The following is a 22,549-nucleotide window of genomic DNA, read 5'->3' on the forward strand; positions in this document are numbered from 1 at the left end:
CTATCTCTAAAGGCACGAATGCACGCTTTTCTTCGGTCAAAGTGGCTGTATCCAGTGAAGCAACGATCGCTCCTCGTAGTCTGGGCGATGCTTTTGAGCTTTCTACCTGGAGTGAGCGCGATCGCCACTACTCATATCGCTACTGCCAGCCCAGTTCCGAAAGCCACTGCCACTGCCAGGGTAGAGCAACGGCAAAAGCAGGTCCGCTTAGTCCAGCCAGAAAACTACGACCTCAACCGCTACCCCGTCACCGATGCGAATGAGTGGCATTGGCGCACAGTGCTTTGGGCTACGGCGCTGAGGGAACCGCAACCAGCCCAGGTAGCCCAGGCGTTGCAGGGGATTTTGGCTCTAACCAGTCGCCCCAAGCTCTCGCAGCCCCAAATGCGTACCGTAGATATGGCCATGCAGGTAGGAACGCAGATGTATCTGCACTTCCCGGCTCGGTACGGTAGTTTAGAGTTGGCATTTCGCCAAATGATTGAGCGCAGCCCTGACCCGCAGTGGGTAGCAATGGCGCTATCTGCTCTGGCTCAGGGAGACTCAGCTCCAGAAGAGTTGCAATCACTCAGCGATCGCGTGCAGCAGCGTTTTCCTCGGTGGTCGCAGGATGTGTGGCTGCAAACAACTTTACGAGACGTGGCGGAGCGCGTTAATCCTCCTGCTATGCCGCCGTTACGAGATTTGTTGCAGTGGACGATCGCGCCCCAACAACCTCATCTGTATGTGCTCTGTCCTCGCGATCGCGGCTTACTCTGTCGTGCCGTTTTGAAAGATCAATCAGGGCAATTTGTGCAGCAGTCTAGTCAGCTTTGGTCGGTGCCTCTGTTGTCGCGATCGCTCCACGATTTAGCCTGGAACTTTGAACGCGGGGAAACACCGCAAGGCATTTATCGGATTGAAGGTGTGGTGCCGCAACCAGATTTTGATTTTTTTGGCGCTTATGGTCAGTTTGCTTTAGTAAAACTATTCGTGCCTTTTGAGTCAGGCGTGCGATCGTTTCTTCCTGGTCAGCAAGGACAATTCAAGGGTACGTTAGCTGCTTATCAAGCTTTACTGCCACCTGCTTGGCGCAACTATTTTCCCATTCAGCAAACTTACTGGGCTGGCAAGGCAGGGCGATCGCTGTTCCGCATTCATGGCAGTGGGGAAGCGACTAATTTCTTCAGCGGCAAGGAACGCTATCCTGCGAGTGCTGATTGGAATCCAACGATTGGTTGCCTATCTGCTTTAGAGATCTATGACGAGTCTGGTCGTTTGCAACAAGCTGATATGCCCAAGATTTTGGCTGCCCTGACTGCAACAGGCGGCAAAAACTTCTCCGGTTATATGGTCGTGGTTGAGGTTCCTGATACCATGCAAATCTCCTCAACCGCAGCGATCGCCGCAGTGGTCAACGAAACTACCAGCCCCAAGACGAGGAGATGATTTCCTTCATCTAGCAATCTGAATCTAGAGATTGCTGTAACTTGTCATAACTCTCAAAAATTACTTCCGCCAGAGCTACTGATGCTGAATCATAGTTGAGATGGTTGAATGCGAGGTGCGGAGATTGACTGTGAAAGCTGTAATTTTGTTGTCGGGAGGGTTAGACTCCTCTACCGTGCTGTATCAAGCCAAAGTTGATGGCTGCGATTGTTATGCTATCTCCTTTGACTACCAACAACGACATCGCCGAGAACTGGAATCGGCTGCTGCGATCGCCCAGGTTGCAGGCGCAATCCAGCATCAGGTAGTGAGTTTTGATCTGCGTCTTTGGGGCGGCTCTGCTCTCACGGATGACAGCATTGCAGTACCGAGCGATCGCTCCTTAGTAGAGATGGCCTCTCACATTCCTGTTACCTACGTGCCTGCCCGCAACACCATTTTCTTGAGCTTTGCCCTCGCTTACGCCGAAGCTATAGAGGCGGAACGAGTTTACATCGGGGTGAACAGCCTAGATTATTCTGGCTATCCAGATTGCCGCCCCGACTATATTCAAGCCATGCAGGAAGTCTTTCGTTTGGGCACGAAGCAGGGGCGCGAAGGACAACCGATTCAAATTGTCTCACCCCTGATTGAGCTAAAAAAGACTGAAATTATCCAGTTAGGCGATCGCTTGGGAGTGCCTTGGGAAAAAACTTGGTCCTGCTACACGGGTGAAGCAGTAGCTTGTGGTATCTGCGATTCTTGTCGCTTGCGTTTAGCGGCTTTTTCCGAGCTGGGACAAGTTGATCCACTTCCCTACAAAGCTTAATTGTCTTGATCGAAACCAAACTCTTGACCGGAAGCATCTGAGTTTGGTCTATCCACCTGACGACTGGAACGGGGCGTTTCGTTTGCTGCCGTCTCTGAAGCCGCGATCGCTTCATTTAGCTCCTCCAAGAATTGCTCCGTTTCCGGTTCTTCTAACCGCCGAATCCGAATTTGGTCTAGGCGAGGGCCTTCAGCCGAGACCACAGACAACTCCAAGCCCTTGTAGATCAGCACCTCACCTTCCGTAGGAATTTTCTGCATTTGATCAATCAAAAAACCGCCCAAGGTTTGGTAATCATCTGTGAGCGGCAAGCTCAGATTCAGAAGTTCATTCACTTCTTCGAGATCCATTTGAGCCTGGACTAAAAACGTCTGGTCTTCTAAGATTTGCACCGTTAAGTCTTCACTGCTCTCAGATTCAGGCGTCTCACCAATAATCTCAGCCACCAAATCGGTTAAGGTGACCAGACCAGAGGTGCCACCAAACTCATCCACCACCATCACCATCATTTGCCGCGATCGCTGCATCATGGTCAACAGCTCGCTCAACAGCATGTATTCTGGGACAAATCGCGCCGGATGGATCCAAGGCTCAATTTTAGTTTCAGGAGTGAGCAATCCCTGAGCCATCGGTTCGGCTAATTCCTTGAAGGAAAGAATGCCGCGAATGTCATCCAAAGACTCTCCCATGACCGGATAATAAGAATGCCTCGATGCAGCGACTTCTTCTAGGACTGCTTGAAAGGTGGCATCGCAGGAAATAGCGGCAATGCTGGTTCGAGGCACCATTGCTTCTTCCGCCAAGACTTCACCAAACTCAAACACATTGTTGAGCAGTTCCCGTTCCTCAGCCTCTAACCCTGTGGACTCTGACGAAGTGGCAATGATCAGTTGCAACTCCTCTGGGGTGACTTGGTTGTACCAACCTTGTCCAGTGTATTGAATCCCTACAAGCTTCAGTAGCCAACGAGTTGATTGATTGAGAACCCAGATAAAGGGATTAAAGAAACGCGCAATCGCCAAGCTTGGTGGACCTAGAAATCGAGCAAGTTGCTCCGAATAAAGCAACGCTACCGACTTCGGACACAACTCTCCCAATACGATTTGCAAATAAGCAATCAGTAGAAAAGCCACTGGCACCGCAAAAGAATGAGCTAGCGTTTGGCGCAGAGCCGCAGGGGCAGGTAATTGAGCTAACCAATCTGCCATTAAAACGGCCATTGTGCTCTCACCAATCCAACCTAAGGCCAAGCTAGACAACGTAATGCCGAGTTGGGTAGTGGAGAGTAGGCGATCAATACTTCTTTGCAGGTCCTGGACCGTCTTAGCCTGCACATCCCCTGCACCGACCAGTTGATTGATGCGCGATCGCCGGACAGAGACAATCGAAAACTCAGCCGTAACAAAAAAGCCATTAATCGCAATTAGCAACAAAACTGCCAACAAGCGCAGCAGGGCCTCTCGCCCTGTGACAGGTAGGGAATTACTCGTCGCCAGCGCAAAGACAATAGGGGCAATCATCTGTAAAACCGGACCAACGGGCTATAGCGACTCCAAAACTTACCTGGTAATTGGAATACTAGATAGCTTCAGCTGTAGTTTTTGCTCTGGGTAGTCAGTTAAAGTCATCGAGAGCTTGTCAGCTCCGTCCAACAAAGACATGGGGACACTTACAGTACCAGAAAATGGACCACTAGCGGGTGGTAACTCTTCTGGCAACCCTTCAGCGGTAGCACTCAAAGCTCGTCCCCGCTGATCCGTTATATTCAAAAAGCTGTAGAGAAACCGCACGTTTTGCTTGCCCTCGTTCCGCATCTTGACGTTGAGCAGCAAAGAACCACCTTGTTTCTGTACGGTATCGACTTCTAAGCTGACATCTTGATCTCGACCCACAACCGGGAATCCAGGCTGGGCGATCGCAGTCTTAGAGCCTGAATCAGAGCTAGCCCCATCACTCAACGCTTTACTGCGGTCTTTGTTAGCAGGGGCATCCTCCGCCTTATCCTTGCCCTCAATGCGACCTTTAACCCGTTTCAAGATGTCCTCTTCTTTGAGAATCATCACCTCTTCCCGGCGCAGTGGCTTATTTTTATCTCGACCTACCAACTTGCTTGTCGGTCGGACATCGGGTTGAGTAATTCCCCTGAGGGCTTGACGACCAAGCGCAAATCCCCAAGCAGCACTAACTAAGCCTGCTCCAAACATCAAAGTCAGCAGAACTAAGGTAAGGGCCACATTTGCATTTAGTTTCATTGCTAATGATGGGGGTACGTGATTACAAGATTGATGCCACTGAAAAAATACGTTAGAAGAATTAAAAAAGATGCAAATTGAGAGAAGATTATTTCATAACATAATATGGATAGAAGATACCAAAGGCTTCGATACAGAAGGTTGGGTATCAGGATACAATCAAAAAGCTTAACCAGGGTTGGCCGAGCGGTTGAGGCAGCGAACTCATAATTCGCGATAGGCAGGTTCGACCCCTGCACCCTGGATCAATAAATAAATCCTATTTCTAAACCCACTGCAACTACTTGGATATGAATTTCTAATGGGTTGAGGTTTCAGCCGTTTAGAGGGAGATTCAGCATCGTCTGTGTCAGTGCCGAATCTCCCTTGCCAAACCCTATAGCTTAGCGAGGCGGTAGTGTTTCAAACTGTAACTCGCCACCCTGAGGAAGAGCATCGGAAGTCAGGCGGTTGACGTAGATAGTCGGGTTGACCAGTACCGATGTATCGTAAGGACTTGCTAAGTCTGGAGTGCGAATCAAAGGGCCGTCAGAAGCTTGTTGCTCTAACGCATCCCGATACAGAATATTAACGAGTCGGGCGTCCCGGGTAATCCGATTCTCGGCAAAAGAGTTACGAACAATTGACCCTTGACCTAGAATCGTATTCGTCTGGTTGAGTAATCCTTGCTCTCTAAAAAAGTTACCTGAATTGGTGTAGAGAGCTCGATTAAAAGCATCGTTAAGCTTTTCTGTGCTAATGCGATCGCTAACTGTTACCTGCTCTTGTGCCACTGCGGCAGAGGTAAAGACTGTGGACGCTGTAGCAAGCACTAATAGACTAACTAGACCTTTAAACCTCATACCCATAGCACTACTCCTCAATTTTTCGGTTAAATACTAACTCACCCTTGAGTTTAAGATCATTAGCTACAGACCTTGGTGATCTGCTGCATCTTACGGTTCTTCAACTCTACCTGCTCATACCATGACTGACGGAATTTTAGTGCAAAATCGCGAGTTTTCTTCACTAGTCACTGCTGATTTACCCCAGGTGCGTCAGCAGTTGTTAGACCTCCTATGTGAAGTTGCTTACAAAGAAGGTAATTTCACCCTTTCTTCAGGGCAGCAGAGTTCTTATTACATCAATGGCAAGCAGGTGACGCTTCACCCCTATGGAGCGGTTGGCGTGGGTCGAATTTTACTTTCATTGCTCCCAGAGGATACCCAAGCTGTCGCGGGATTAACGCTAGGAGCAGACCCAATTGTGACCGCAGTGAGCGTGGTCGCAGCCTACGAGGGACGGGCAATCGCGCCGTTGATTATTCGTAAGGAGGCTAAAGGGCATGGCACTCAAGCTTATATTGAAGGCTTAACCCTACCTGCCAACAGTTCTGTCGTAGTTTTAGAAGATGTAGTAACGACGGGTGGCTCGGCGATGAAAGCTGTGGAGCGGTTGTGGGATGCGGGTTATTCGGTTGAGCAGGTGATTTCCCTAGTCGATCGCCAGCAGGGAGGTGGGGAGCTATACGAGCGTGAAGGCTTAAAGTTCCAAGCGGTATTTACAATCCAAGACCTCCAAGCCCACTGGAAACAATTGCAGGCATAACAGTAAGGGTGCCCCTTGTAGGTACCCTCTTCCCATCAATATTGCTGCAAAGAAAAAGGGCAGGCACGAGACCTGCCCCTACGTGAGACGTAATGTATTGAACAGGCTAATTAGCCTTGGGTCACGGGTTCTTTGGCAAGGAACTTCTCTAGCTCGGTGAGGGCATCTGCATCGACCTTGGTCTGCATGGGGCAGAACTTAGGCCCACACATGGAGCAGAACTCAGCAGTTTTGTAAATATCAGCGGGGAGAGTTTCGTCGTGGTACTCTTTGGCTCGCTCTGGGTCAAGCGACAGCTCGAACTGGCGGTTCCAGTCGAAGTTGTAGCGAGCTTTAGAGAGTTCATCGTCGCGATCGCGAGCACCCGGACGATGACGAGCAATATCTGCCGCGTGAGCCGCAATCTTGTAGGCAATCAAGCCATTCCGCACATCTTCAGCGTTGGGCAAGCCCAAATGCTCTTTGGGGGTGACGTAGCAGAGCATGGCTGTGCCGTACCAACCCGCCATTGCGGCTCCAATTGCGGAGGTGATGTGGTCGTAACCAGGGGCAATATCGGTAACGAGAGGACCGAGTACGTAGAAGGGCGCTTCTGAGCACTCTTCCATTTGTTTGCGCACGTTGAACTCAATTTGATCCATTGGTACGTGACCAGGACCTTCTACCATCACCTGGACATCATGCTCCCAAGCTTTCCGAGTCAGTTGGCCTAGGGTTTTGAGCTCAGCTAGCTGTGCTTCATCGGAGGCATCGTGGGCGCAACCGGGACGCAGCGAGTCACCCAAGCTAAAGGAGACATCGTATCGCTTGAAAATCTCAATGATGTCGTCGAAGTGAGTGTAGAGGGGATTCTGCTTGTGGTGCGCCAACATCCACCGAGCCAAGATACCGCCACCACGCGACACAATTCCCGTAATCCGATTTCTCACCAAGGGCAAGTGCTCAATCAGAATTCCGGCGTGAATCGTCATGTAGTCCACACCCTGCTGGGCGTGCTTCTCAATGATGTGCAGGAAATCATCGGGGGTGAGCTGCTCAATATTGCCGTGGACCGATTCCAATGCTTGGTAGATGGGAACGGTACCAATTGGTACGGGCGAAGCATTGATAATGGCGGTGCGAATCTGATCTAAGTTGCCGCCCCCGGTGGACAAGTCCATGACGGTATCAGCGCCATACTTCACTGCTAGGTGCAGCTTGGCAACTTCTTCGTCCATGTTGGAGGAGTTGGGCGATGCACCAATATTGGCGTTGACTTTGCACTTGGAGGCAATGCCGATCGCCATTGGTTCGAGGTTGGTGTGGTTGATGTTGGCGGGAATAATCATCCGACCCCGTGCCACTTCATCCCGAATTAGGTCTGCTGGAAGATTTTCGCGCTGAGCGACGTAGTTCATCTCTTCCGTGATCATTCCCTGACGGGCAAAGTGCATTTGAGATACATTGCTCTGCCCGCGACGCTTCGCGACCCATTCTGTCCGCATATTAAGTTCCTCGATAAACAGCTTCCCTCCGCTGGTATTACCCAGGTTCAGGTTCTAAGGGTCTGATCTCAGCCTGTCGCTCCAGGCACCCCTAGCTTGGTTAACGATTGTATCACCTGGGTCTGAGACGGATCGCCGAGTTCTCAAATCTACGAAAACCTCAGCGTTTTGTAATCAAGGGCGATCGCAACTCATTTTTTGTCAACCTATTTTGGTTGAGCCTCTACGACTTATTTGAGGTTAAGTATAATCTTCTACTAAATTTATTTTTGGCATGTTGTATAAAGCGGTAGTCATCTCTACCTACGGGTAGATGATTTCGTGAAAGCTGTGGGCTCAAAAACATAAATATTTGTTATTCTCAGTACATTCCAGATTTTCTAAGTGTAAAAAGTTTTGGAATCGCTCTAGACCTCTAGCGCGATCGCAACTACTCATAGCATCTATTTGTCCTCGGCCCCTGAAAGCCACTTCTGCGTGATTGCTACCCCCTGAAACCGCATGAAGTGAATTTGCTTTTTAGTCGTTGCAACCGAGAGCCGATCAGTACCAGAGTCAGCGCGATCGCTAGAGGACAACTCCAGCTACCTGTAAGCCAAAATCACAATGAAGAAAGGACTTTGGAGCCTGCTACTTGCGCTACTCATACTTTGGTCATTTTCGTTGCCAACCTTTGCATCTCCAGCTCCGGGGCTGAGTCAAGCTCAAAACAATACTTCTGAGAGCCTTGCTCAGGGCAATTGTTCTAGGCAGCTCCAAAGTGCGATCGCTTCAGAACCACTGTCAGCAGCTCTTAGGCTCAGTCCTGAAGTTTTGCCTCGCATTGGCGTAGCTCGAATTCGCTCTGGTATTCTCCCCGGTGTTGTCATTGGGGGACATCACGAAGGCGTTCTCAAAATTCTGCAACAGCACTACACCGCTTCTGGACAATTGGATGAACAACTAGAAGATGCAGCTTTACAAGCGATCGAGGATGAATTGGTGGATGCTGGCTACAACGTGGGCAGATCAGAGCAGCATTCGTTGTTTGATGAGCAACTGATGGAAGAATCTGAACCCGTTAGATTCTTAGTAGGAGGCAAGATTACCAAAGTAGAACTGAATTCTTACAGTTCTTTCTTCAACAGTAGAACGGCAGACCAAAGAACGATTCAGTGGGAAATCTTTGATCGCGACACCAACAAAGTGATTGTGCGACAGGCAACCACAGGTCAAGCTGAAGCTGAGGGCATTGATAATCCTGCGGCCACCTATGAAGCAATTCGAGCCAGCTTTAAGACCCTCCTCGCTCAACCCAGTTTCACAACCTCACTCCAGCAGGTTGTGGGACGAGATTTAGCCCCAACTTCCACCAAAACTTACCAAATTGCGGCTCTGCCTAGCTCGCAACTACCGCTTTCTACAGAGCAAATTGCTAGCCATACGATTCCTTCTGTGGTTTGGATTCGCACGCCAACGGGACGCGGTACAGGTTTTGTGATTGACTCATCGGGTTTGATTTTGACCAATCAACATGTCGTAGGTTCCTCGTTCTCAGTCAAAGTAAAGCTGTACGATGGCTCCACCCAAACGGGACGAGTGCTGAAGCGCAACGCTGCTTTTGATGTCGCGTTGGTCAAGCTCGAAGGGGAGGTTAGCGATATTCCCGCCTTGCCGATCGCGGATCTTAGCGCGGTCAAGGTAGGAGAAGAAGTAGTGGCGATCGGCAATCCTATCGCTTATTCCAACACAGTTACCAAAGGCATTGTCAGCGGTATTCGGACTATTGGTAGCCGAGACCTAATTCAAACAGATGTAGCCATTAACCCTGGCAACAGTGGCGGCCCGCTCCTCAATCAGCAGGGAGCTGTAATCGGGATTGTGACCGAAAAAATGGTGAGTCGAGGCATTGAAGGACTGGGCTTTGCCCTCCCGATCAGCGAGTCCTTGCAGAATCTAGATGTGTTTGTGAAACCATCGAGATCTGTAGGTTCTATGGCGATGTAGGGGCTGTGGCTGAGTAATCTAGCTGAGCGCGATCGCTCCCCAGCACGGCCTAACGCTGCCAAGTGATCGGCACGTGGGGTTGAGAGGGCCAATTGGCAGAGGGTCTGGTTTGGGTTTCTTCGTCTAAAACTTTGACCACTCGGTTGTAGATGTCTTCTGCTTGCTGAAGCGAGTTGCCAATGCTAGTGACTCCCACTTTGCCAAACTCAGACAACGCTCCCATGAGGTGGAATACAGTTCCCGTTTCGGTGCTGCTGTCAAAGTGCAGCTGATGGTGAGCGATGATGTCCATCAGGTCGTTGGGGAGCAACCCGCGATAGCGTTCTTTTTGCAGGTTGTCGGTGGCCATGTAATACTTAGGGCGCCCTTGTTGGCTGTAGAACAAGCCACTAGAGAGGTCATAGCGACCGTTGGTGAGAAACTTTAGGGTCATGAAGGGGTGAGTCGTTCCCCCTTTACGCAAATTAATTTCGATCGCCTGCAAATCCCATTGGGTCTGTTCGGTCCGGGAGTTGTAATGCGGCACTGCCAGGAAATCAACCCCAAATCGCTCTAAAACCCCTTTCGCCGCTAAATTCTTGCCTACTTGCCGTCCTAGCTCTTGCAGTTTTAAGCGGTAAGACTCATCGGCGGGAAAGCTACAACCTAGATAAATTTGTCCATCAGGGCCACCGAGAATTTGGTCATGGGTCGAGAGAATTTCCACCTCGCCTGTGGGAGTAATGCGACCTTGTACGCTGGGCGATCGCTTTTCCTCCCCTTCAATAAATGCTTCAGCGATCGCTCCTAGTTCTGGAATGCGGGTACTAAAGTTACTCCAGACCTCAGACTTTGCTTGAAAGCTCATGCCCTCAAAGCGATCGCGGATAGCACTCACTCTTTCTGCGTGAGTTGCCTGTCCCGGAGCTAAGCTAAGAATGGGTCGAAGATCTAGCAGGGCATTGCCTTCACCTGAAAAGCCCTCATTCAGCTTGATTACCATCCGCTTTAAGAGAGGTTGGCGCTCCCACAACTCTGCCGCCACCACGGCTAGTTCATCCACGCTCCGTACTAACTCACTGCCATCCGGGCAAGGAACCCCAGATTCCGCAAAGATTTGGCGGCTGCCGCTTTTTGTCCCCCAGTACAACAAATCTGGATCAAGGGCATACAGGGGTACATTAAGCTGACAAGACAAATCCCGCTCCAAGGGGCTGGAGTTGTAGCAGATCATAAAGGTCTTGTCGGGCCGCAATGCCTGCCGAATCCGCTCCATCAATCGCGGACGCTCCAAAATCTTCTGAGTCAACGAAGTGGACGCAGAATCGTAGGTCGAAAACAGCAACAGGCGATCGCGAGCATGGGAGAAGGGAATCCCAGGCAGCAGTTGTAGATAGTAATCAATAATGCTGGGATGCAGCGGCTGCGACGTGACATAGATCAAACGAGTCCGGGGGTTACGCAGCCGAATTAGTGAGAACAGTAACCGCTCTTCGTAGTGGTGTACCCCTTGAATTTTTAGCAACTCTCGCTGATCTAAGCTGAGGGAGGGAATGACAATAATATCCGCATCGCTGGGATCAAACGATTCTATCGCCTGCCAGCGATCGGACAACAAAGCCTGTAGATGACGAAACTGCTCTGCCTGCTCGGAGGAGGAAAAATCAAGAGTTTGCATGAGCTTCTAAGGCTTGCCCTGCCTCAGCGATTCTTACACCTGCGATTTTAGCTGGATAAGGCAAATTACACCTCTATCAATCGACTGGCAGAAGTGATGAAACGCTAAAATTTATAGCTCAGAACCCGGACGACAGAACCTTCTGGGGGCAGGTCACCCGGTTTGATGGTGATGGCATCATTTTGCACTTGGCGAATATTAGCGCCCTCCATCAAGGCCAGAAACTCATCTACAGAAGTTAAGTCGCAGCTTGCGCCATCGGCAGCAGCCGTACGGTAATGAGTCGGAATAATTACCTTCGGATTTAGAATCTGCACTGCCTGCTTAGCTTCCTGTGGATTGTAAGCTTTAGGGCCACCCCCGACTGGAATCAGCAACACATCAGGCCGACCCATCAGAATTTTTTGCTCAATGGAAATGGGAGCCGCTGCTCCACCAAGATGCATAACGGTGATGCCGCCTTGCTGCCAGCGCCAAGCCACATTAGTACCAAAGCGCTTTCCTCCCCGGCGATCGTGGTCAATGCTAATGCCCTGGAGCTGAAGACCCGCTACCTGATAAGCCCCTGGTTGATACAACAGCTTGGGGTTGCCGGAAAGTTCCTCAACGGCTCCTTCATCCAAAAGTTGACTGCTGATCAACACTAAATCCGCACTCACTTTTGGGCTGCGATAGCCTGCTGTGCAACCCAGTTGTCGAAACGGATTAGTCAGGATACGCTGGCCGCTACCTGTAAATAAAAATGCGGTATGCCCTAGCCACTTAATTGACAAGCCATTGCTGGTTTGGGCTTGATAAGCTTCAAAACCAGAAGCTAAACCTAGGCCCCCAGCAGCCAACAAACCCGCCTGCGCGTAGCGCATGAACTGTCGCCGTTTCATCTTTCTCCTCACGTCCCCTGTGTTTGCATCTAAATCGCAATTAGCAATCAACTGTTAGCGATTCGTGGGTAAGCTTAGCGCCATCGCTGGAGCAGGATTAAGGATTAATGATCCTCAATTCGCCTCCGTAAATAGGCTACAAGATTTTCTGGCCCTAACTGCTAAGCGTTAGTGGCTAAGCGCTAATTGGCGATCGCCAACCGACAACAGAAAGTTCCGCAATAGCTGCTTACCCGAATTAGTCAGAATACTCTCTGGATGAAACTGGACGCCCTCAATGTGAGGATAGTTCCGATGTCGCACCCCCATAATCGTGCCGTCATCCACCCAGGCTGTGACTTCTAGCGTGTCTGGGCAGGTTTGTGGCTCAATCACCAAGCTATGATATCGGGTTGCTGTCAAGGGATTTTCTAAGTCCCGAAAAACTCCTAGCCCTGTGTGATGAACTTGCGAAGTTTTGCCGTGCATCAACTCTGGAGCGCGGACAATATTGCCGCCAAACACTTGACCAATACTTTGATGGCCTAAGCAAACTCCCAAGATAGGTAGGGTGGGGCCTAGCTGACGAATCAGCTCTAGCGAAACGCCTGCATCCTCTGGGCGACCTGGCCCTGGAGAAATCACCACTGCATCAGGTTGGAGTTGCTGCACTTGCTCTAGAGAAATTTTGTCGTTGCGATAGACTTGGACTTCAGCCGCGACAGGTAATTCGGCACCAAGTTCACCTAGGTACTGCACCAAGTTGTAGGTAAAACTGTCGTAGTTATCAATAACAAGAATCAAGATTGACTCCTAGGAGTAAGAACTAGGGATGCATTAGCTAACCAACTGCCGCTGGTTTTGCCGATCTCTAGCGTAAAGTAGATTGCAGCAAGGTTAGGAGTGGCGGCAACAGCAGGGAACCCGCGACCAAAATGGCAGCGATCGCCGAAATCAATACTGCGCCTGCCGCACAGTCTTTGGCAATTTTAGCGAGCTCATGGTAGGACTGCTTCACCGTTAGGTCAACCACTGACTCTAGGGCTGTATTGAGCAGTTCCATCGCCAGTACAGCTCCGATCGTCAAGCTAATGATTGACATCTCCACTGCACTCAGCCGTAAAAAAGCACCCAAGCCGATCGCTAGACTGCCGACGATGACATGGATTCTAAAGTTGCGTTGGGTGCGGAAGGCGTAGCTCAAACCCGCCCAAGCATATTTGAAACTAATCCACAAATTAGCAGCAACCCGCCAGGATAGATCCCGATTCGGTTTGGCAATTACCTTATCACTCACTTTGTTAGAGGTTTGAGTTGAGAGATCTGGGGACATAGGCAGGGAAGCACAGGTGTTAGTGGAGTTGGGCAACAGGCTCTCCTTTGGAGTAGCAGTCTATCCTGTTCTAGTAGCAAAACCAACCACTTGCAACAGAGTTTCTTGCTGACTTAACATTCGCACCAAACTGTCATCGTCAGGATGGTCCCAGCCTAAGAGATGCAATAAGCCGTGAGCAGCTAGCCACGCTAATTCGTAAGTCACTTCATGCCCTTGTTGTTCTGCTTGGCGCTGAGCAGTATCTACAGAAATTACAATGTCTCCTAGGTACAGAGGCAGCGATCGCATCTCCTCCGACTGTGGGCTGTCTACTTCTAGGGCGGCAAATGCTAGCACATCGGTTGGCCGATCGATTTGGCGATACTGAGCATTCAGAGTTTGGATTTCAGCATCATCCGTTAATCTCAAACTCAATTCATAAGCTTGGTCTAGCTCTAGCAGAATTTGATCTGCTTGATCTATCTGGCTCAAAGTTTCCAGCCAACTCTGAAACCAAATGTCCCACTTTTCGGTCGCAATGGGGTTGTTGGCGATCGCCCCAGTTTGATTCGCTTCCGGGTGATCCAGTTCTGGCAATTTGGACTCTAGCTCGGCACTTTCAGGCTCAGGAGATGAGTAGAAGCAATCCTGAACACTCACTTCAACTTGCACGCTTGAGTCTCCCCATCAATCCCAATCAGTGGATAAAAATTCTTTAGCGGGTCAGATAAGCCAAACCAATCAGAACGGCAAATAAACCAACGGTGGTCAAGGTAAAGTGCCACAAGGACTTACCCCGTTTGCGGACCATGTTACGCATGGCTAATTTGACGTAACTAGGCTTCGGAGAAGTTTCCGCTTCCGGTGATGCGTTGTCAATTTCAGCATCAGTAGCGGGCGGAATACTAGGTTCGACAGGCAAAGGATCTGAATTCATAGGGCTCGTCAAAGCAATGTGTGTCAGTTCAAGTGACTGTTGACTGTAAAACTAGGGGTGACCTGTAAAACAGCCACCAGCCTATTGCCTAAATGTAACAATTTGTTTGCAGATTGATCACAATCATCGTTGCTCAGGCAACAACTCCTAACTAAGCACTTTGCCTCTACTGGGACAATTCCTGCACAAAGGGCGCGATCGCTTGGACAAATTCGGTGGTTGTTTCATAGGGCATGACATTGCGACCTGTCATCTTGAGGCTACGGCCTTGAGGGAGATGGGCGAGATAGTCAGCAATGCGTTGATCGGGAGTTTCCTGTTTGCCAGAGCGGCTAATGCTGGAGGCAGTTTCCCCGACTACAACTAACGTGGGTTGCTGAATTTTGGCGATCGCCTGCTCGTAATTTTGCCGCCAAAAGCCCGCGAGGAAAGCAAACACCGCATGACGACTGGCGGGATCTTGAGCGCCTTGTACTAGCATATCTACCCATTCTTGATCCACCGCTTCAGTGCGATCGAACAGTTGTTTGGTAGAGAACGATCGCAAAAATTGCGGACGACGAGCATACCGGAAGAAGGCTATACCCAAGGGAGAGTCAAAGAGATTCCAGGAGAGTCGTTGCTGCCAAGGCTTGGAAGCTTTAGTCATCACGGGCCAAGCTGGAGGGCCAGAGAGCACTAAACCACGAATCAGATTGGTTCCGGTTTGTAGCTGGGTCAAGGCGATCGCAACTGGAAATAACGCTCCCTGCACCACCAGAATTACAGGCTGCTGAATCACTGTTTGCAAAAAGTACTGCAATTGCTCCGCCCAATCTTCGGGGGTATAAGTCACGTGAGGCATATCACTGTTGCCACAGCCCAACAGATCAGGGTTGTAGATAGGGTTACGATGCTCCGCTTGATACCACTCTCTCCCAAAGCGCTGCCAAAAGTGCCGTGACAAGCCCACACCGATCGGATGAATTAATAACAAGGGTGTTCCAGTTCCCGTGGATGCGTCAGGGGGAGTTTGCACCTCATAAGCGCAACGATATCCTTTCCAGGTATAAAGCTGCGTGGGAGAGACAGTCTGGTTTCCAGGGGCTGAAGTTTGAGATTGCATAAAAAATTCTGTAGGGGGCTTGAAGCCCTCTCCGCGTCGGGGAGGGTTGGGAGGGGTTATTCTTCCCGCATTCTAGAATCAATATCCGCTCAACAAACCTCGTTGTTTAGCTCGGCGTTCGGCTTGCCAAAACAGCAGCACCCCAACTACTAGATATACAGCTCCGTTGATAAAGGCGATCGCCAACTCGTTCCAATCTAGGGCTTGTCCTTCTGCCATCAGTTCTCTCAGCACACCTGCCCCAGTCGTCATCGGCAAAATGTTCGCTAGAACTTGTTGGGAACCTGTCCACTTTTCGGTGGGGGTTGCAATTAGGAACAACAGCGCGAACTGAAAGATGCCCAACAGTTGTTGCACCCGTTTTAGCAAGAGGGATAAAGCGCCTAGAGCAAACGCCAAACCGTAAGCGCCCAACAGGATGGTTCCCAACGGTAGCAACATCGTAAAGCTGAAATTAGGCCGAGCGCCCGTGATCGCCAGAATGATCAACAGTATAGTGAGGGTCAAAACTAAGCGAAGGGTGAGGCTGGCGATCGCCCGCATCAAGAAGACTCGCGCCGCTCCAAAGGGAGATAGAAATAATTGTTCTAATGTCCCTGTTTGAGCTTCTGACTGTAAGCCAATGGCGATGTCGTTCATGATGAAGATCAACAGCGTCCACAGCACATAGTCAACGATCGCTGAATCTAGGCGATCGCCAAACTGGATAGTAGGGCCAGCAATGTAACGAACACTGGAAAACAGCCCGTAAAACACCAGCGTGATGATGAAAATTCCGGCGATCGCGTCGGCAGGGTAACGAATGAACTGAATCCAACTCCGCCGTAATTCTGCCCAAAACAAATTAAGCATCTCGCCCCTCCCGTACCAGTTTCAAAAAGATGCCTGTCAAATCAGCTTGGTCTTTCTTCACCCGCAGAATCGGCAAGGGCTGCAAAATAGCAAACACCTGATACAACGTTTCAGCACCCTGAACATATACGGTTTGTTCAGTTTCCAATACTGCCCCCAGATCTGCGATCGCCTGACTCTGCTTGGCATCCATTGGGCTTTCGAGTTCAACAGTGTAAGCAGAACCGGAGAACTGCCGAATTAGCTCACGAGTGGGTTCCTCAGCAATGATTTCACCTGCTTGAATAATCGCTACGCGATCGGAAAGCTGTTCGGCAATGTCGAGTTGGTGGGTGGTGAGCAGAATGGCTCGTCCCTCCTGGGCAATCTCCCGCACCAAAGCTTTGACGTTTTCTGTGGCTTCTACGTCGAGGCCGAGGGTGGGTTCATCTAATAGTAAAAGCTGCGGTTGATGTACCAAAGCCACGGCGATTGCTAGTTTCTGTTGCATTCCTCGTGACAGCGCTTGCACTGGACTCCGACGTTTATCCATCAAGCCAAAGCGTTCTAGCAGCGATCGCCCATACCGTTTCGCCTGACGTTGATCCAGCCCCCGCAACATACCAAAGTATTCCAGATTTTCTTCCGGGCTGAGTCGCCAGTAGACATTGCGGTTGCCTTCCAAAACTGCACCAAGCAGCTTTAAGGCGTGGGGGTCGCGGTGGGGGTTACTGCCAGCAATTTTGACAAAGCCAGTGTCGGGACGAATTAAGCCCGCAATCATTTTGATCGTGGTGGTTTTGCCTGCCCCGTTTGGTCCTAGAAACGCGAGAACTTCTCCGGGTTTGATGGTTAAGGAAACGTCGCGCACGGCTTGAATCTGTTTGCCGCGATCGCGATAGGTTTTGCTCAGGTTGTAGGCTTCGAGTGCAATCATGTCGCTTACACTAACCAACCTGTCTCGTCGCGTTCGTGGCGTTCGTGCCGAGCTTGGGCAAACGCTAGTCGTTGTTGAGCGGATTGTTTTTCGCACCACCAGCGCAAACCTTCAGCAATGGCGCGATCGCGATCGCTGGTCAGTTGGTCTACCTGTTGCACCAGTGCTGCATCTAAGGTGACAGAAATTGTCTGCTGTGAAGAATCCACCGAGGACATGGTCGAGAATGCCAATAAGGGTCAGGGTTCGCGATCGCTTTGTTACTATATCAACTCAAATGGCATCTCCGATTTAGCTCTTAGCCTTAGGTGATGTAGATATTCTAGTATTAAGGATATTGACAAATGCGCTGTTGGTTCTAGCAAGGGATCTTGAGCGGACAGAACTGAGTTGAATAAGTTAAGTTTTTATTTTGAAATTAAGTTAATAAGTTTTTATTTTGAAATTAAGTTAATCCTTGTTGTCTAAACTGTATTAATTTGGCTGATTATGCTCTTGTATCATGCTGGCGGCGCACGTGACGTTGAATTAATTCGTAAGCAATTTTCTGCTGAAAGTTGGACTAAATTGCGTGATAGTGTTATACGACTTTTGAAGTCAAGAAACCTGGATTACCCAGCAGAACTGCTTGAAACAATTCCTTTCGATATTTATGAGGCAACTAATGGATTTCAAGATAAATTTTCAGTGCTAAATGCAACAGTAGAGCTTGACCTATATACCAAGCTTGTACATCTAATGGGCAATTCAGGGACGAAGCTTATTTTTAGGACAATTGCAGAGACAGTTACTGAGGTGGGTTCTTTTATTCGCTTCATTATTGTTGATCTAAAGGTAGAAAATGAAATCAAACCTGTAGCATCACCATCTCCCCAGATTACCTCAGAAGTCCTGGAGTATACGCTTGCTGATGCAGAACAACTTATTCAAAGTCGAAGCGCAGTAAGCGGTGTTGATAGAGTACACACCAGCTTCCATGCATATCTTCAGGCAGTTTGTACTAGTAGCGGGTTGCCGATACCAAAAGACGCTAGTATTACGCAACTATTTAAAGTTATACGTACTCAACATCCAGCGCTTCAAAGCCATGGGCCACAAGCTGATTCTATTGAGCGAATTGTTCAATCAACTGCCACAATTCTAGATGCTTTAAATCCAGTGCGAAATCGCGCCAGCCTAGCTCATCCCAATGATCAAATCTTAGATGAGCCTGAAGCAATGCTTGTAATTAATAGTGTTCGTACGCTCCTGCATTATTTAGATAAAAAAATCAAGTGAATGTAACTAGTTGCTTGGCTCAGGATAGGCTCTTGTGCTCGCTGAACGATAATCTACTGCAATATTAACGTTGAGTCTAATAGCTATTAAAGATTCATGAACCTAAAATCGCATTTCCTCACGATCGCAAAATATAATGCTTGGGCAAATGCCAGACTCTACAAAATGGCTCGTGAATTGCCCGATGAAGCTTATTGTAGAAACGTGGGTGCGTACTTTGGCAGCTTGCAAGGAACCCTCAACCACATCCTTACTGCCGATCGCATTTGGATGCGGCGCATAACTGGAATTGGAGAGCATCCTGATAAGTTGAACGCGATCGCCTTTGATGACTTGCCTTCCCTCCAAACCGCCAGAGAAACCGAAGACGATCGAATTCTGCAATTTGTCGAACAGTTAACCGAAGCAGACCTTAATCAAGAGTTGAGCTACCACACCCTTGATGGCGCACCTCACCGCCAACCTCTGGGCGAAATTCTCTCTCACTTCTTTAATCACCAGACTCACCATCGTGGTCAAGCTCATGCCATTCTCACCATCCTCGGTGTTGCTGAGCCCGTATCCCTTGACCTTTTAATGATGTTCCGAGAGGCTAAGGGTTCGTAAAGCGATCGCCATGCATAAAGCCAGCAGCATGAGATGAGCAGAAATAAACCCAGCTTCTGGTTGGTTAGAACGTGTCCATCGCCATTTATAGTGGAATTGCAGTCAATTCTTAAGCGATTGTGAAAGCAATTACTCTCCTCGGCTCCACTGGCTCGATTGGTACGCAAACGCTAGACATTGTTTCCCAATATCCCGATCAATTTCGGATTGTTGGGTTAGCGGCTGGACGGAATGTCGAACTACTGGCGCAACAGATTCGGCAATTTAAGCCAGAAATTGTGGCCCTGTGTGACGAGGAGAAACTCCAAGAGCTGAAAGAGGCGATCGCAGACCTCAACCCCCAACCGATTTTGCTCACCGGGGATGCAGGAATTGTCGAGGTGGCACGCTATGGCGACTCAGAAGCCGTCGTCACTGGGATTGTTGGCTGTGCAGGTTTGTTACCCACGATCGCCGCGATCGAAGCAGGGAAAGATATTGCCCTTGCGAATAAAGAAACCCTGATTGCAGGTGGCCCCGTAGTGCTGCCCTTAGTCGAGAAGCATGGCATTAAGCTCTTGCCTGCCGACTCGGAACACTCCGCCATTTTTCAATGTTTACAAGGGGTTCCCAAGGGTGGACTGCGACGGATTTTGTTGACTGCTTCCGGTGGAGCTTTCCGGGATTGGCCTGTCGAGAAACTGCCTCAGGTGACGGTCGCTGATGCGCTCAAGCACCCAAACTGGTCAATGGGGCGGAAGATTACGGTAGACTCTGCCACGTTGATGAACAAGGGCTTAGAAGTCATTGAAGCGCACTACCTTTTCGGCATGGACTACGACGACATCGAAATCGTCATCCATCCCCAAAGCATTATTCACTCGCTGATTGAACTGCAAGATACGTCTGTCTTGGCCCAGCTTGGTTGGCCCGATATGCGCCTACCTCTGCTCTACGCTCTCTCTTGGCCCGATCGCATCTACACCAACTGGGAACGCCTCGATTTAGTCAAAGCAGGCGACCTCACCTTCCGCGCTCCCGATCACCAGAAGTATCCTTGTATGCAGTTGGCTTATGCTGCGGGTCGTGCGGGTGGCTCGATGCCAGCGGTTCTCAACGCTGCAAATGAGCAAGCAGTGGCCCTGTTCCTCGACGAAAAGGTTCGCTTTTTAGATATCCCTCGCCTAATCGAAACCGCTTGCGATCGCTACCAAACCCAAAACTCAGCAACTCCGACCTTAGAAGATATCGTGGCGGCTGACCAGTGGGCTAGACAAGCCGTTCTGCAAGCAACAGAAGAACTCAACCAAGGCGATCGCCTGATTTCTCTGCGCTAACATCGACTCATTCCAGTCATTCATTAGCAACAGGCAGGCTCAGGCCGATCTAAGTTTGGGCGATGCCTGAAATTGGAGGTGAGATGATGGGTGGAGAACTGATCCTGATCCTCGCTGCCCTCATCGTGGCGGCACTGGTTTTTACGGCTTTAATTAACCTTGTCAAAACCACAGTCAAAACGGCCATCTTGGTCGCTTTAGTGATTTTGGCTCTGCAACTGCTCTTTGGTATTGGTTTCCAAGAAGTATGGGATCAAGTTCTCCAAATCGTTCAGGCTGTTTGGCAGTTCCTGTTTGGCAGCTAATTGCAAGCTCGTTAGCTCACACCTACCAATCGAGCCAAGGCATCTTTGACAGCGGGCGGCAGTCTCCGCATAATTTTGCCTTTTTCCCGATCAACCGCTACCAAGATCACCCGCGCTGTCAGGTACAGTTCCGCGCCGTCCGGAGATTGAATCTGATAATCCCAGTTAATTCGCACTCCATCGACATCGGCCATCCGAGCTTTAACGATCGCCGACATGCCTAGGCGGAGGGAGCGATGATAGCGCACTGACAAATCCACTACAGGTAAGTCACAACCCAACGCAACTAGGTCAGCATAATCAATGCCGATCGCCCGTAGGCATTCAATCCGAGCTTCTTCCATCCAAGCTACATAAGCACCGTGCCAAACGGCTCCAGCATAGTCAGTATGGTTAGGATGAACCCGCACCGGGTACTCAAACCAACTTCCCGATGCGAACAACGGTGGGCTTTGAATTGCTCCCGAAGCAGGAACTTGAGGTTGTATTTGTTTACTTTCCGACACGTTGCGATCGCCTAAAAAATCTAAGTTTTACATTAATTTCTAAACTAATTTTTACACTAATTGTTCAGATTATTTAAGTTCGCCTAGACCCAATTTTGCTGAATCAATTCAAACTGTCGATTTTTACTTCCAACCCAGAATGAAAACTGAGTTTGATTACTACAAATCCTTTACACAGGTACTTTTGACCTAATAATCGTGACACTTCTTAACAAGAAGTTGGAATCACAAATCTTTAAGAGAATAGGACCATTCACTATCCGTAGATATGATGATCTTGTGAGAAGAAGGCTAAAGTTTTTGAGCCATTCGATCATTCAACTTAATGAATGATTAAAAGGTGTTACCAATCACTGAACTGTTCAGGCATCAATTTAAGAAACTAGACAATTTTGTTGGGCACGAGGCGAAACCATGATTGAGAGAATTTTGCTGGCTGATTCCGGAAATGGACACTCTGAAGAGATGCTCAAGGCTTTAATGGCCATTCCGTCCATGCAACGGGCATCTGTTACAGTTCTCCACGTAGTACAGCCCCAAATTACGGCTGAAGCAATGGCTGCAAAGCGGGAGCAAGGCCAACAGCTCCTAGAGGCGGCTGTGCAATCCCTGCACCTTGATTCGGGCCATGTTACGACGATTCTACGGGAAGGCAATCCTAAGGATGAAGTCTGCCGTGTCGCTGACGAGATTGATGCCGATCTCGTGATTATGGGTTCCCGTGGCCTCAAGCGCCTAGAGGCAATTTTAGAAGACTCTGTCAGCCAGTATGTGTTCCAAGCTTCTTCTCGCCCCATGTTGTTCGTCAAGGACGACATTTATGTAAAGCAAATCCATCGCGTCATGGTAGCAATGGATAACTCTGACTCGGCTAAAAAGTCACTCGACTTAGCGACCTTCTTGCTGCGTGATGTGAAGGGAGGACAATTGCTCCTAACTCACGTTAATCCCAAGAAAGAAAGATCCGGTGTGACCATGCACAATCCAGAGCAAGATCCTGTCTTGGCCCCTGCTGTAGCAGCGGCGAAAAAGTGGGGCATTGCCTACCGTTGCATTTCCACCAGCGGTAAGCCCGGAGAAGAAATTTGTCGCTTAGCCGAAGAGATGAGCGTTGACCTGTTGATGTTAGGCTCTCCCGATCGCCGTCCTGCAATTGGCAAAGGCTTGCCTGATCTCGATCGTCTGCTAGGCGGCTCCCTATCTGATTACGTGCGGGTTTATGCCAATTGCCCGGTGCTGCTAGAGCGTACAGTCGGTTAAGTTTGCAGTTAATTGAGTTGAGTTAACCAACCTGGGCTAGAGGCAGGCACTCCTGAAATCTAGTCCAGGTTGTTGCTTTGTGAAGCAAAAC

The 22,549-nt window shown here is 49.5% G+C and carries 24 protein-coding genes, 1 tRNA gene and 1 riboswitch; of the genes, 10 read left to right on the plus strand and 15 right to left on the minus strand.

Translation table 11 applies throughout. The annotated features are described in order from the left end of the window. Nucleotides 1-18: 18 nt before the first annotated feature. Together H6F68_RS19620 and queC are read left to right on the plus strand one after the other, a co-directional pair. Nucleotides 19-1,428, plus strand: coding sequence for a hypothetical protein (locus H6F68_RS19620; RefSeq protein WP_199300172.1), 1,410 nt, complete (start codon nt 19-21; stop codon nt 1,426-1,428). Between the two features lie 130 nt (nt 1,429-1,558). Continuing rightward, nucleotides 1,559-2,236, plus strand: a complete 678-nt coding sequence (gene queC, locus H6F68_RS19625; protein ID WP_190561525.1) for a 7-cyano-7-deazaguanine synthase QueC — start codon at nt 1,559-1,561, stop codon at nt 2,234-2,236. Here queC and H6F68_RS19630 read toward each other — a convergent pair. Next, nucleotides 2,233-3,756 (minus strand): hemolysin family protein, encoded by a 1,524-nt coding sequence (locus H6F68_RS19630; protein ID WP_190561527.1) that lies wholly within the window; start codon nt 3,754-3,756, stop codon nt 2,233-2,235. The two genes, queC and H6F68_RS19630, sit on opposite strands and share 4 nt — an antisense overlap. A gap of 39 nt (nt 3,757-3,795) precedes the next feature. Further along, the gene (locus tag H6F68_RS19635) at nt 3,796-4,488 is read right to left on the minus strand and encodes a hypothetical protein (RefSeq protein WP_190561529.1); all 693 of its coding nucleotides are present in this window, start codon (nt 4,486-4,488) and stop codon (nt 3,796-3,798) included. A gap of 172 nt (nt 4,489-4,660) precedes the next feature. Here H6F68_RS19635 and H6F68_RS19640 point away from each other — a divergent pair. Beyond that, a tRNA-Ile gene (locus H6F68_RS19640) sits at nt 4,661-4,733 on the plus strand. Nucleotides 4,734-4,871: 138 nt separating this feature from the next. Here the strand turns inward: H6F68_RS19640 and H6F68_RS19645 are convergent. Then, nucleotides 4,872-5,336, minus strand: coding sequence for a hypothetical protein (locus tag H6F68_RS19645; RefSeq protein ID WP_190561531.1), 465 nt, complete (start codon nt 5,334-5,336; stop codon nt 4,872-4,874). A 118-nt stretch (nt 5,337-5,454) separates the two neighbouring features. Between H6F68_RS19645 and pyrE the strand changes: the two genes are divergently transcribed. Continuing rightward, a complete protein-coding gene (gene pyrE, locus H6F68_RS19650) occupies nt 5,455-6,075 on the plus strand; it encodes an orotate phosphoribosyltransferase (protein WP_190561533.1) in 621 nt (206 codons plus the stop codon). Nucleotides 6,076-6,185: 110 nt separating this feature from the next. Here the strand turns inward: pyrE and thiC are convergent, their stop codons facing one another. Continuing rightward, on the minus strand, nt 6,186-7,559 hold the full coding sequence (gene thiC, locus H6F68_RS19655; RefSeq protein WP_190433867.1) for a phosphomethylpyrimidine synthase: 1,374 nt from the start codon (nt 7,557-7,559) through the stop codon (nt 6,186-6,188). A 6-nt stretch (nt 7,560-7,565) separates the two neighbouring features. After that, nucleotides 7,566-7,662: riboswitch (TPP riboswitch) on the minus strand. 503 nt (nt 7,663-8,165) lie between these two features. Between thiC and H6F68_RS19660 the strand changes: the two genes are divergently transcribed. After that, the gene (locus tag H6F68_RS19660; RefSeq protein ID WP_190561535.1) at nt 8,166-9,545 is read left to right on the plus strand and encodes a S1C family serine protease; all 1,380 of its coding nucleotides are present in this window, start codon (nt 8,166-8,168) and stop codon (nt 9,543-9,545) included. A gap of 49 nt (nt 9,546-9,594) precedes the next feature. Here the strand turns inward: H6F68_RS19660 and H6F68_RS19665 are convergent, their stop codons facing one another. The 10 genes from H6F68_RS19665 to H6F68_RS19710 all read right to left on the minus strand — a co-directional run bounded on the left by H6F68_RS19665 (nt 9,595) and on the right by H6F68_RS19710 (nt 17,405). Further along, on the minus strand, nt 9,595-11,202 hold the full coding sequence (locus tag H6F68_RS19665; RefSeq protein ID WP_190561537.1) for a peptide ligase PGM1-related protein: 1,608 nt from the start codon (nt 11,200-11,202) through the stop codon (nt 9,595-9,597). A gap of 104 nt (nt 11,203-11,306) precedes the next feature. Further along, entirely contained in the window at nt 11,307-12,083 is a 777-nt protein-coding gene (locus H6F68_RS19670; protein ID WP_190561539.1) for an MBL fold metallo-hydrolase, read from the minus strand. 168 nt (nt 12,084-12,251) lie between these two features. Continuing rightward, on the minus strand, nt 12,252-12,866 hold the full coding sequence (locus tag H6F68_RS19675) for an aminodeoxychorismate/anthranilate synthase component II (protein ID WP_190561541.1): 615 nt from the start codon (nt 12,864-12,866) through the stop codon (nt 12,252-12,254). Nucleotides 12,867-12,933: 67 nt separating this feature from the next. Further along, on the minus strand, nt 12,934-13,431 hold the full coding sequence (locus H6F68_RS19680; RefSeq protein WP_370588084.1) for a diacylglycerol kinase family protein: 498 nt from the start codon (nt 13,429-13,431) through the stop codon (nt 12,934-12,936). A gap of 24 nt (nt 13,432-13,455) precedes the next feature. Further along, nucleotides 13,456-14,049 carry an rRNA maturation RNase YbeY gene (gene ybeY, locus H6F68_RS19685; protein WP_190561543.1) on the minus strand — a complete coding sequence of 198 codons (594 nt, stop codon included), beginning with the start codon at nt 14,047-14,049 and terminating at the stop codon, nt 13,456-13,458. A gap of 43 nt (nt 14,050-14,092) precedes the next feature. Then, nucleotides 14,093-14,314: a DUF3285 domain-containing protein gene (locus tag H6F68_RS19690; protein ID WP_190561544.1), complete on the minus strand. Its 222-nt coding sequence runs from the start codon at nt 14,312-14,314 to the stop codon at nt 14,093-14,095. Nucleotides 14,315-14,480: 166 nt separating this feature from the next. Continuing rightward, nucleotides 14,481-15,419, minus strand: a complete 939-nt coding sequence (locus H6F68_RS19695; protein ID WP_190561546.1) for an alpha/beta fold hydrolase — start codon at nt 15,417-15,419, stop codon at nt 14,481-14,483. 78 nt (nt 15,420-15,497) lie between these two features. Beyond that, nucleotides 15,498-16,271, minus strand: a complete 774-nt coding sequence (locus tag H6F68_RS19700) for an ABC transporter permease (RefSeq protein WP_190561548.1) — start codon at nt 16,269-16,271, stop codon at nt 15,498-15,500. Beyond that, complete coding sequence (locus H6F68_RS19705; RefSeq protein WP_190561551.1) at nt 16,264-17,187, minus strand: ABC transporter ATP-binding protein; 924 nt, start codon at nt 17,185-17,187, stop codon at nt 16,264-16,266. The genes H6F68_RS19700 and H6F68_RS19705 overlap by 8 nt, the downstream gene beginning before the upstream one ends. Before the next feature lie 5 nt (nt 17,188-17,192). After that, nucleotides 17,193-17,405: a hypothetical protein gene (locus H6F68_RS19710; RefSeq protein ID WP_190561553.1), complete on the minus strand. Its 213-nt coding sequence runs from the start codon at nt 17,403-17,405 to the stop codon at nt 17,193-17,195. 271 nt (nt 17,406-17,676) lie between these two features. Between H6F68_RS19710 and H6F68_RS19715 the strand changes: the two genes are divergently transcribed. The 4 genes from H6F68_RS19715 to H6F68_RS19730 all read left to right on the plus strand — a co-directional run bounded on the left by H6F68_RS19715 (nt 17,677) and on the right by H6F68_RS19730 (nt 20,692). Further along, nucleotides 17,677-18,465 (plus strand): abortive infection family protein, encoded by a 789-nt coding sequence (locus tag H6F68_RS19715; RefSeq protein WP_190561555.1) that lies wholly within the window; start codon nt 17,677-17,679, stop codon nt 18,463-18,465. A gap of 96 nt (nt 18,466-18,561) precedes the next feature. Further along, entirely contained in the window at nt 18,562-19,071 is a 510-nt protein-coding gene (locus H6F68_RS19720) for a DinB family protein (protein ID WP_190561557.1), read from the plus strand. A 119-nt stretch (nt 19,072-19,190) separates the two neighbouring features. Then, the gene (gene dxr / locus H6F68_RS19725; RefSeq protein ID WP_190561559.1) at nt 19,191-20,387 is read left to right on the plus strand and encodes a 1-deoxy-D-xylulose-5-phosphate reductoisomerase; all 1,197 of its coding nucleotides are present in this window, start codon (nt 19,191-19,193) and stop codon (nt 20,385-20,387) included. Nucleotides 20,388-20,449: 62 nt separating this feature from the next. Then, nucleotides 20,450-20,692 carry a hypothetical protein gene (locus tag H6F68_RS19730; protein WP_242065571.1) on the plus strand — a complete coding sequence of 81 codons (243 nt, stop codon included), beginning with the start codon at nt 20,450-20,452 and terminating at the stop codon, nt 20,690-20,692. Nucleotides 20,693-20,703: 11 nt separating this feature from the next. Here H6F68_RS19730 and H6F68_RS19735 read toward each other — a convergent pair whose 3' ends face one another. After that, entirely contained in the window at nt 20,704-21,198 is a 495-nt protein-coding gene (locus H6F68_RS19735) for a thioesterase family protein (RefSeq protein ID WP_190433843.1), read from the minus strand. 414 nt (nt 21,199-21,612) lie between these two features. On the opposite strand from H6F68_RS19735, the gene H6F68_RS19740 reads away from it, so the two are divergent. Next, nucleotides 21,613-22,458, plus strand: coding sequence for a universal stress protein (locus H6F68_RS19740; protein WP_190433841.1), 846 nt, complete (start codon nt 21,613-21,615; stop codon nt 22,456-22,458). Nucleotides 22,459-22,549 lie beyond the last annotated feature (91 nt).

The sequence above is a fragment of the Trichocoleus sp. FACHB-262 genome, assembly GCF_014696035.1.
Lineage (GTDB): Bacteria > Cyanobacteriota > Cyanobacteriia > FACHB-46 > FACHB-46 > Trichocoleus.